Origin of the sequence: Actinomadura napierensis (genome assembly GCF_039529375.1) — a bacterium.
GTDB classification, from domain to species: domain Bacteria; phylum Actinomycetota; class Actinomycetes; order Streptosporangiales; family Streptosporangiaceae; genus Spirillospora; species Spirillospora napierensis.
Window position 1 is genome coordinate 1 of sequence record NZ_BAAAMR010000200.1, and the last position, 9321, is coordinate 9321.

Here is a 9321-nt window from a genome sequence, read left to right on the forward strand (position 1 = left end):
CCGAGGCCCGCTGGCCGCTGCCGCGGACGGTGGCGGTCGCGGTGGCGCGGCAGCGCCGCGAGGACGCCGGCCGAACCCCCGCCGCGGTCGCCGGCGGCCTGCTGTGCGACTTCGCGGCGCCCGAGCCGTGCCTGCTCGTCCCCGACCCGGACGGCCCCGGCCGGCCCGGCCTGCCGGACGCGCTGCTGCGCGACTGGTCGGTCGCGATCGGGCCCGCGGTGCCGCTCGCGCGCGCGGCGAACTCGCTGCGGTGGGCGCGCGAGACCCTCGCGCTGGCGGCGCGCGGGGTGATCCCGGACGGCGGGCTGATCCGCAGCGCCGAGCACGTCCCCGCACTCGTGATCTCCCGGGCCGGGGAGCTGATCGACGACGCCGCCACGACCCGGCTGGCGCCGCTCAGCGCCGTCCCGCCGGCCCGCCGGGAGCGGCTCGCGGAGACGCTGCTGGCGCTGCTGGAGCACAACTTCAACGCGGCCGACGCGAGCCGCCGATTGCGCGTCCACCCGCAGACCGTCCGGTACCGGCTGCGCCACCTGCAGGACCTCTTCGGCGACGACCTGCGCGACCCGCGCCGCTGCCTGGAGATGGAGCTGATCCTGCACTCCCGGCTCGCCGGTCGCGGCACAGCCCGTTGAACCGAGCGATGTGACGCCGGGGCGCGCGACCGCACGCGTTTTTGTCAATCCTGTGACAATCGGGCCGCCGAATCGTTGCACGGTGTGCATGGTGCGCGACGGAGCGCGGCGCCATAGTCGGGGACCGCATGCTCGGCCGTCCAGTGAGGTGGTAGTCCGATGTCCGGTGACGCGTACGACTTCGACGTGATCGTCGTCGGGTCCGGGTTCGGCGGCAGCGTGTCGGCGCTGCGGCTGGCCGAGAAGGGCTACCGCGTCGCCGTCCTGGAGGCGGGCCGCCGCTTCGACGAGCGCACGCTGCCGAAGACGTCCTGGCGGCTGCGCAAGTACGTGTGGGCGCCGCGGCTCGGGATGCGCGGCATCCAGCGCATCCACCTCGTCGGCGGCAAGGCCGGGGTGCTGGTGCTCGCGGGCGCGGGCGTCGGCGGCGGGTCGCTGGTGTACGCCAACACCCTGTACGTGCCGCCGGAGCCGTTCTTCAAGGACCGGCAGTGGGGCCACATCACCGACTGGCAGGACGAGCTGAAGCCGTTCTACGCGCAGGCGCAGAAGATGCTGGGCGTCACCGTCAACCCGCTCGTCACCCCGGCGGACGAGGCGATGAAGCGCGTCGCCGACCGGATGGGCGTGGGCGACACCTACCACCCGACCCCCGTCGGCGTGTACTTCGGCGACAGGCCGGGCGAGGTCCACGACGACCCGTTCTTCGGCGGCGCCGGCCCCCGCAGGACGACATGCACCGCGTGCGGCTCCTGCATGATCGGCTGCCGCGTCGGCGCGAAGAACATGCTGACGAAGAACTACCTCTACCTGGCCGAGCAGAACGGCGTGAAGGTGCTGCCCGACACCACCGTCACGGCGGTGTCGCCGCTGGACGGCGGCGGCTACACGATCGAGACGGAGCACACCGCGCCGCTGCGCAAGCGGCGCCGCACGCTGACCGCCGAGCACGTCGTCTTCGCCGCCGGAACCTACGGCACGCAGCGGCTCCTGCACCGGATGCGCGCCACCGGCCGCCTGCCGCACCTGTCGCCCCGCCTCGGCGAGCTGACCCGCACCAACTCCGAGGCGCTCCTCGGCGTCGAGCGCATGACGGTGTGGCACCGCAAGAAGGACGTCGACCACAGCACCGGCCTCGCCATCACCTCCTCCTTCCACCCCGACGACAAGACCCACATCGAGCCGACCCGCTACGGCGCCGGCAACAACCTGATGGGCTTCATCCGGACGCTGCTCGTCGACGGCGGCGGCCCTCCCCGCTGGCTGAAGTTCCTCGGGCAGGCCGCCCGGCACCCCACCGTCATCCTGCGCGGCCTGTCGCTGAAGGACTGGGCGAAGCGGACCGTGATCGCGCTGGTCATGCAGACCGCCGACAACTCCATCACGATCAGCGAGAAGCGCGGGCGGCTCGGCCGCCGCCGGCTGTCAGCCGGGCTGGGCGAGGGCGAGCCGAACCCGACGTGGATCCCGATCGCGCACCGGGCCGTCCGGATGCTGGCCGACGAGCTGGACGCCACCCCCGGCGGGACCTGGTTCGACCTGTTCAACATCCCGACCACCGCGCACTTCATCGGCGGCTGCGTCATCGGCGAGACGCCCGAGACCGGCGTCGTCGACCCCTACCACCGCGTCCACGGCCACCCCGGCCTGCACATCGTGGACGGCTCGGCGGTCACCGCGAACCTCGGCGTCAACCCGTCCCTCACCATCACCGCGCAGGCCGAGCGGGCGATGGCCTTCTGGCCGAACCGCGGCGAGAAGGACCCGCGCCCCGAGCCCGGCGCCCCCTACCAGCGCGTCGAGCGCGTCGCCCCGCGGTCACCGGCCGTCCCCGAGGGCGCCCCCGCCGCCCTCCCGCTCGTCTGAGCCGGGACGCTCAGCGGGGACCGGTGTCCGCGTCCGGGCACGGCGGGCTCATCAGCCGGTCCATCAGGACGTGCATGTGCTCGCGGAACGAGTCGATGATCTCCGGGTCGAAGGCGCTGCGCATGCCCCGGGACTGCTCGAAGACGCCCGAGCCGAGGAAGCCGTGCACGCACCAGACCATGGTGCCGAGCAGGTAGAACGGGTTGACGTCCGGCGGGACCACGTCGCGGATCTTGCGGATGGCCAGGTGGAACAGCGGCCGCGCGTAGTGGTCCTCCAGCTCGGAGATGTCGGCGGCGTCGGCCACCCACCGGTGCGCCCACAGCGCGCGGTTCTGCGGATGCGCCAGGTGGAAGTCCAGGTAGCCGTCGACGATCTGGTGGATGGCGCGCCGCCCGGGTTCGGCCCGGTCGACGACCGCCTCCAGCATGTCCCGCTCGGCCTCGAACGCCTGCCGCATGACCTCCAGGTAGATGGCGCGCTTGTCGCCCGCCGCCTCGGCGACCACCGTGGACCCGGTACCCAGGGCGTCCGCGATCAGCTGCATGGGGGTTCCGTCGTAGCCGAGTTCGCCGAACAGGCGGGTGGCGACATCGATGACCTGCTGCCGCGTGATGACACTGCCCATACGACGACGCTATGTAGCCCCGGTTCGGGTGGAACGTAAGCACGGGCATGGGCGTGGCCAACACCCGGTAAACGCCGTGAGGGAGGGGATCAGGCCTTGAGGGAGGCGGTGGTGATGGGCTTGTCGAGGACGCTGCCCGACGTCCACTTGGCGAACGGCATCTGCCAGTAGCCCCAGCCGTTCCACCAATCCAGCTTCCGCTTCGTGCCGGTGATGGTGACGATGTCGCCGCGGTAGGACCAGCCGTAGAACCACTGGGCGTCCGCGCCGGGGGAGCGGACGCAGCCGTGGCTGCAGTTGCGGTCGCCCAGGCAGGTCGGGTCGTCCATGTTCTGGTGGATGTACTCGCCGCTGTTGGAGATCCGGGTCGCGAACGGGACCTTCTCGTCGTACCAGCCCGGGTCGCCCTTCTTCTTGCCCGGCGGGCGCATCCGCTCCAGGCGGCTGTGGTCCATGGTCAGGTGGACGCCGCTGGTGGTGAGCAGGTGGTCGACGCCGTCGGACTGGACGTCGCCGCCGGCGCCGAGGCTGACGCCCCAGGACCGGACGGTGCGGCCGTTCTTCTTGACCACGAGGCGGTCGGTCTTGGCGTTGACCTGGACGGTGTGCGAGTCACCGATCTTGAACGAGCGGGTGGTGTCCTTGTTCCCGAACACGTTGTCGCCGATCTTCAGGCCGGCGTAGTGCACGGTGACGGAGACCCGCTGGTGCGGCGCCCACGGGTGCTTCGGGCGGAACACCAGGGACGGCAGGCCGTTGAACGACTCGCCCGGCGCCAGCCACCGCCAGGCGCCCTCGGTCGGCTTCGTCGAGGAGATCTCGATGCTCTTCTCGATCGCGGCGCGCGCCTTGACCGGGACCGTCTTGTTGAACTGGATGAAGACCGGCATGCCCGTGCCGACCGTCTCGTTCGCGCTCGGCACCACGTTGTTGATCACCGTGGCGGCCGTCGCCTTGCTCGTCTTGAAGGCGCTGGTGGCCGTGGTGGCCTTGCCCTTGGGGGAGGTGGCGGAGGCCGACACCTGGTAGCTGACGCCCGGCTGCAGCGTCCAGGTCGAGTGCCACTGCCGCTTGTCCGCCGACAGCTGGCCGGTAACGGGCACCGTCTTACCGGACGCGGTGCTCTTCATCTGCACCGAGATCTGGCCGAGCGTGCCGCCTGCGGCCGCCACCGTCACGCCCTCGTCCGGGCGGGCCTTGCCGGCGCCGTTCGCGGGGGTGATCGTCACCTTGGGGGCGCCGTCCTCACCGCCCGCCGCGGTCGTCCCGCCCTCGCCGCCGCTGCCACCGCACGCCGTCGCCAGTCCCAGGACCAGAGCGACCACCGCAACCGACTTCCCTCGCACCGTACTCCCTCATCCAGCCCACCCGAACCCGGCGGAGCGCGGACCCCGCAACGCGATCGCTGACGAACGGCCCTTCGAGCCCGGCCCGTACCAGGGGGGACGGCCGGTCACCACGCCCGATCACATGTGACGTCCATCGTGCCCGGAAGGTTCGCGTCGCGCAGGGGGTTCTCTTCATCTTTCGCCGCAGGCGCCCCAAGCGTTCACCGCGGCGGGACGGCCCGCACCGGCCGGCGGCTGCGGCAGAGGTGCCGGCCGGGGCGGCGGAACGCATGTCATTGCTCGCAATCGGCGCGGGGTCGGGCGAAAAGGAAAGGCGTCGTCGGCGTCCCGGGATAGGAAAATGCAAAGGCCGCCTCGGGACCGCGGCCCTTGGTGTTTCTTGGCGAAAGCGATGGCCGGCGATGGGGTCGTCGCCGCAGGTCACGTGGGTAGCACCCGGACAGTGTCGATCTTCTATTCAAGACTGCGGTGGCCTTCGTTAAAAGCGCCGATCGGCGCCGGTTCCCGCTGCGATGCTGGGCCGTGGCCGCTCGCGGACCCCGTGTTCGGCGGCGGGGAATGCGCGCGGCGCCATGGCACGGCGGAGCCGGCGCCGCCACCTGCCGGTGAGTTCCTGTCAGCGAAGGGACGCGGGAGATGAGAGCCCAGGGGCTGAGCGCCTCCATCGACTCGAGCGCCCCCGTCGGCTCCGGGGCGCCCCTCGCGGATCCGCCGTCCCCGCCGCTGCCGCGCCGCCGCCCCCGGACCCCGGCGCTGATCGCCGTGCTCTACCCGGCCTGCCTCGCCGTCGCCGACGGCTGGGCGATGGCCGCCGCCGTGTCGGTCGCGCGCGGCGCGGGCCCTGACGGGGCGCTGCCCGCCGCCGCGTCCGCCGCCGTCATCGCGCTGAACGCCTCGGGCGGGCTGTACCGGATCCGGCGCAGCCCGTCGCTGCTGGCGGACGCGCGCCCGGTGCTGGTGCGGACGCTGGTCGTCGGCGCGCTGGCCGCCGCGCTGCTGCCCATCCTGACGCCCGGTGCGGCGCCGTCGAGCGCCGGGACGGCCGCGTGGCTGCTGATCGCCTCGGTCGCCGGCCTGCTCTCGCTGGCCGCGCGGGCGTTCGGGAACGCCGCCGTGCGCACCTACCGCTGCCGCCGGTCGCGCGCCCGCACCGCCCTCGTCGTCGGGACGGGCGCGATGAGCGAGCACGTCGTCGACATCCTGCTCGGGCGCGGCGACCTCGGCCTCGCCCCGGTCGGGCTGGTCGCGGCCGGCGGGACGGACGCGGCGCCGGGACAGCCCGTCGTCGGCGACGCCGCCGACCTGCCCGCGCTCGTCGAGGAGCACGGCGCCGACACCGTGGTGATCGTCGCCGAGGACGTGCATCCCGGCCGGCTCGACGCGGTGCTGCGGCTGGTGTTCGGGCTGCCGTGCGAGACGCTGCTCGTCCAGCCGCCGTCGGACGTGGTGCCGGTCGCGCCCGCCCGGCGCGAGTACCTGGCCGGGCTGCCGTGCGCGCGGGTCGACTGGCGGCTGCGCGGCGCGGCGGCGCGGCTCGCCAAGCGCGCGCTCGACCTGACCGGCGCGGTGTGCGCGCTACTGCTGGCGGCGCCGGTGCTGGCCCTGTGCGCCGCCGCGGTCCGGCTGGAGGGCGGCCCCGGCGTGCTGTTCCGGCAGCGGCGGATCGGGCGCGGCGGCGAGGAGTTCGTGCTGCTGAAGTTCCGCACCCTCAAGCCCGCGGACGAGCAGGAGTCCGACACCCGCTGGACGGTCGAGGGCGACCACCGGATGGGCCCGGTCGGCCGGTTCCTGCGCCGGACGTCGCTGGACGAGCTGCCGCAGCTGTGGAACGTCGTCCGCGGCGACATGAGCCTGGTCGGGCCGCGTCCCGAGCGCCCGCACTTCGTGGAGCAGTTCTCCCGGTCGTGCCCCGGCTACATGCTGCGGCACCGCGTCCCCGTCGGGATGACGGGCTGGGCGCAGGTGCACGGGTTCCGCGGCGACACCTCGATCGAGCTGCGCGCCCGCCTCGACAACCACTACATCGACCACTGGACCATCGGGTCCGACCTGCGCATCCTGCTGCTGACCGTGCGGGCGATGCTCTGCCGGGACGCCGCATGACCGAGCGGAGCGAGGGCATGCGGCTGCCTTTCCCGGGGGGTGTGGGGGGTCGCCCCCCACAAGCGGCACGCATGACCGAGCGGAGCGAGGGCATGCGGCTGCCTTTGCCGGGGGGTGTGGGGGGTCGCCCCCCACAAGCGGCACGCATGACGACGCTGCCCCGGCACCGCACGACGGCGGCCGCCCCCTACCCGGGCCGGACGGCGCGGGTGTCCCGGCGCGTCCTCGCCGACCTGCGCGGCCGGCCGAGCTGGCTGGTCGCGGCGACCGTGGCGTGCGTCGGCGTCCCGCCCGGCGGCGACGGCGGGGACGGCACCGGGGTGCAGGTCACCGCGGGCGACGTCGCGAGCGCCGTGCTGGTCGCGGCGGCCGCGCTGCTGGTGGCGACGCGGCGGATCGCGGTGCCGCGCCGGGTGTGCTGGGCGTTCGCGCCGGCGGCGGTGGCGTTCGGTGTGACGACGGTCGCGTCCACCGACATCGCGTCCAGCATGTCCGGGTTCGTGCGGGACGTGCAGATCTTCGTGCTGGTGCCGCTCGCGGTCGTGCTGCTCGTCCGGGACCGCCGCGACCTCGGGATCGTGTTCGGCTCGGTGCTCGGCCTCGGGCTCGGGGAGGCGCTGTACGGGATCTGGCAGTCGCTCACCGGGACGGGCGCGTCGATCGGCGGCGAGAACGTCCGGGCGGTCGGCACCTTCGGCGCCGCCGACGTCATGGCGATGTCCATCGTCGTCGGGTTCGCGTTCCTCGTGCTGACGGCGTTCGCGCTGGTCGCGCCCCGGTACGGGGCCGCGGCGGTGCCGGCGGCGCTCGCCGGGCTCGGCGTGCTGGCGCTCGCGCTGCTGCTCGCGCTCAGCCGGGGCAGCTGGATCGCGCTCGGCGCCGCCGTCGCGCTGATGCTGCTGGTCTTCGACCGGTGGCTCGCGGTGAAGGCGGCGGTGTGCTGCGCCGCGCTCGGGCTGTTCGCGCTCGGGCTGCTCGGCGGCGGGGAGGTCGTCCAGCGGTCTGTGTCTATCGCCAGTTCGGTGAACGACCCGGACCAGTCGGTCAGCGACCGCTACAACCTGTGGGCCGCCGCCGGCCGGATCTGGACCGACCACCCGGTCACCGGCGTCGGCGTGAAGAACTTCCCCGCCTACCGGGACGCCTACGCGGGCATCGAGCTGTCGTCCGGCAGCGAGACCGACGACCCGGTCAACGGGTACCGGCGGCAGCCGCTGCTGTCGCCGCACGAGGAGTACCTGCTGGTCCTGTCCGAGCAGGGCGTGCTGGGCTTCGCCGGGTTCGCCGCGCTGCCCGCCGCGATCCTGTGGGGCCTGTGGACGCGCCGCGACCTGCGCGACCCGTTCTGGCTCACCGGCGCCGCGTTCATGACGTTCCTGCTGGTCAACTTCCTGTACGCGGACATGGGCGGGCCGACGTGCGTGCTCACCGGCGTGCTGCTCGGCGCCGCCGCCCGCCGCGCCTTCGGCCTCGGCCGCGGCACCGCCACCGGCCGGCCGGGCGGGGCCGGCGGATGACGGCGCGGGACGTGCGGCGGGGCGGCTCGGTCGGACGGGCCGCCGCGCTGTCGGGCGTCCTGATCGCCGCCGGCACCGGGCTCGGGTTCGTGCGCGACCTGGTGATGGCGCACCGGTTCGGCGCGAGCGGCGCCACCGACGCGTTCCTCGTCGCCTGGACGATCCCCGAGACCGTGTCACCGCTGCTCATCGAGGACGCGATGGCGCTGCTGATGGTCCCGGTCGTCACCCGGCTGCTCGCCCGCGGCGGCGGCCTGCGCCCCTTCACCACGGCGACGCTGCCCCGGATGGTCGCCGCCCTCACCGTCATCACGCTGGTGCTCGGGTTCGCGGCCCCGGCCGTCGTCGAGGTCCTCGCGCCGGGGCTGGCCCAGCCGGGGCCGGCGGTGCGCTGCGTCCGGCTGACCGCGCTCACCGTCGTCACGTTCGGCGTCGCCGGGTTCATGAGCGCGACGCTGCGCGCCCACCACCGGTTCGGGCCGCCCGCCGCGATCTACCTCGCGTACAACGTCGGGATCCTCGCGCTGATCGCCGGGTTCGCCGGGCTCGTCGGCATCATGAGCGCGGCGATCGGCGTCGCGTGCGGCAGCGTCCTCATGGTCGCCGTGCAGCTGCCCGCGTTCGTCCGCTGCCTGCGCGAGGACGCCGCGCCGCAGCTGGACCGCGCAAGCCTGCGGCTCGGCCTCGCCGCCGTCGCGCCGGTCGTCGTCTACACCGTCACCCGCCAGGCGCAGGTGTTCGTCGAGCGGTTCATCGGCTCCGGCCTCGCCGCCGGGTCGATCTCGCACCTCAACTACGCGCAGAAGGTCGCGCAGGTCCCGATGGTGCTGTCGCTGCTGATCGTCACGGTGACGTTCCCGCGCCTCGCGCGCGCCTCGGCGGACGGCGACACCGGCGGCGTCGCCCGCCGCGTCCAGCAGGACCTCGTCGTCGCCGGCGGCCTGGTGCTGTGCGCCGCCGCGTTCCTCATCGCGTTCGCGCCCGCCGTCATCCGGGTGCTGTTCCAGCACGGCGAGTTCACCGCCGCCGACACCCGCGACACCGCCGCCACCCTGCGCGTCTACGCGCTCGGGCTGTGGGGGCAGTCGACGGTGGGGCTCGCCGCCCGCGCGTTCTTCGCGCGGAGCCGGCCGCCGTGGCGGCCCGCCGGCGTCCTCGCGGGCGGCCTCGCCGTCACCGCCGCCGTCTGCGCGGGCCTCGCCGCCGCGGCCGGGACGGTGGCG

The 9321-nt window shown here is 74.0% G+C and carries 7 protein-coding genes; 5 read left to right on the forward strand and 2 right to left on the reverse strand.

Annotation, left to right across the window (positions count from 1 at the left end):
- Together ABD296_RS47950 and ABD296_RS47955 are read left to right on the forward strand one after the other, a co-directional pair.
- On the forward strand, nt 1-635 hold a 635-nt coding region (locus ABD296_RS47950; protein WP_344284705.1), incomplete at its 5' end, for a helix-turn-helix domain-containing protein.
- Between the two features lie 159 nt (nt 636-794).
- Nucleotides 795-2501 (forward strand): GMC family oxidoreductase, encoded by a 1707-nt coding sequence (locus ABD296_RS47955; RefSeq protein WP_344284708.1) that lies wholly within the window; start codon nt 795-797, stop codon nt 2499-2501.
- Nucleotides 2502-2511: 10 nt separating this feature from the next.
- Here the strand turns inward: ABD296_RS47955 and ABD296_RS47960 are convergent, their stop codons facing one another.
- On the reverse strand, nt 2512-3129 hold the full coding sequence (locus tag ABD296_RS47960; protein ID WP_344284711.1) for a TetR/AcrR family transcriptional regulator: 618 nt from the start codon (nt 3127-3129) through the stop codon (nt 2512-2514).
- An 89-nt stretch (nt 3130-3218) separates the two neighbouring features.
- Nucleotides 3219-4454: a L,D-transpeptidase gene (locus tag ABD296_RS47965; RefSeq protein ID WP_344284714.1), complete on the reverse strand. Its 1236-nt coding sequence runs from the start codon at nt 4452-4454 to the stop codon at nt 3219-3221.
- A 660-nt stretch (nt 4455-5114) separates the two neighbouring features.
- On the opposite strand from ABD296_RS47965, the gene ABD296_RS47970 reads away from it, so the two are divergent.
- From ABD296_RS47970 to ABD296_RS47980, 3 genes are all read left to right on the forward strand, one after another.
- Nucleotides 5115-6581 carry an exopolysaccharide biosynthesis polyprenyl glycosylphosphotransferase gene (locus ABD296_RS47970; RefSeq protein WP_344284717.1) on the forward strand — a complete coding sequence of 489 codons (1467 nt, stop codon included), beginning with the start codon at nt 5115-5117 and terminating at the stop codon, nt 6579-6581.
- Nucleotides 6582-6727: 146 nt separating this feature from the next.
- Nucleotides 6728-8098, forward strand: coding sequence for an O-antigen ligase family protein (locus ABD296_RS47975; protein ID WP_344284720.1), 1371 nt, complete (start codon nt 6728-6730; stop codon nt 8096-8098).
- Nucleotides 8095-9321: lipid II flippase MurJ (locus ABD296_RS47980; RefSeq protein WP_344284723.1), on the forward strand; the 1227-nt coding region annotated here is incomplete at its 3' end. The genes ABD296_RS47975 and ABD296_RS47980, both read left to right, overlap by 4 nt.

What these genes read in the sequence shown, in the direction of transcription:
- ABD296_RS47955 (WP_344284708.1), top strand. Translation starts at nt 795, where the DNA reads ATGTCCGGTGACGCGTACGACTTCGACGTGATCGTCGTCGGGTCCGGG.
- ABD296_RS47960 (WP_344284711.1), bottom strand. Translation starts at nt 3,129, where the DNA reads ATGGGCAGTGTCATCACGCGGCAGCAGGTCATCGATGTCGCCACCCGC.
- ABD296_RS47970 (WP_344284717.1), top strand. Translation starts at nt 5,115, where the DNA reads ATGAGAGCCCAGGGGCTGAGCGCCTCCATCGACTCGAGCGCCCCCGTC.
- ABD296_RS47975 (WP_344284720.1), top strand. Translation starts at nt 6,728, where the DNA reads ATGACGACGCTGCCCCGGCACCGCACGACGGCGGCCGCCCCCTACCCG.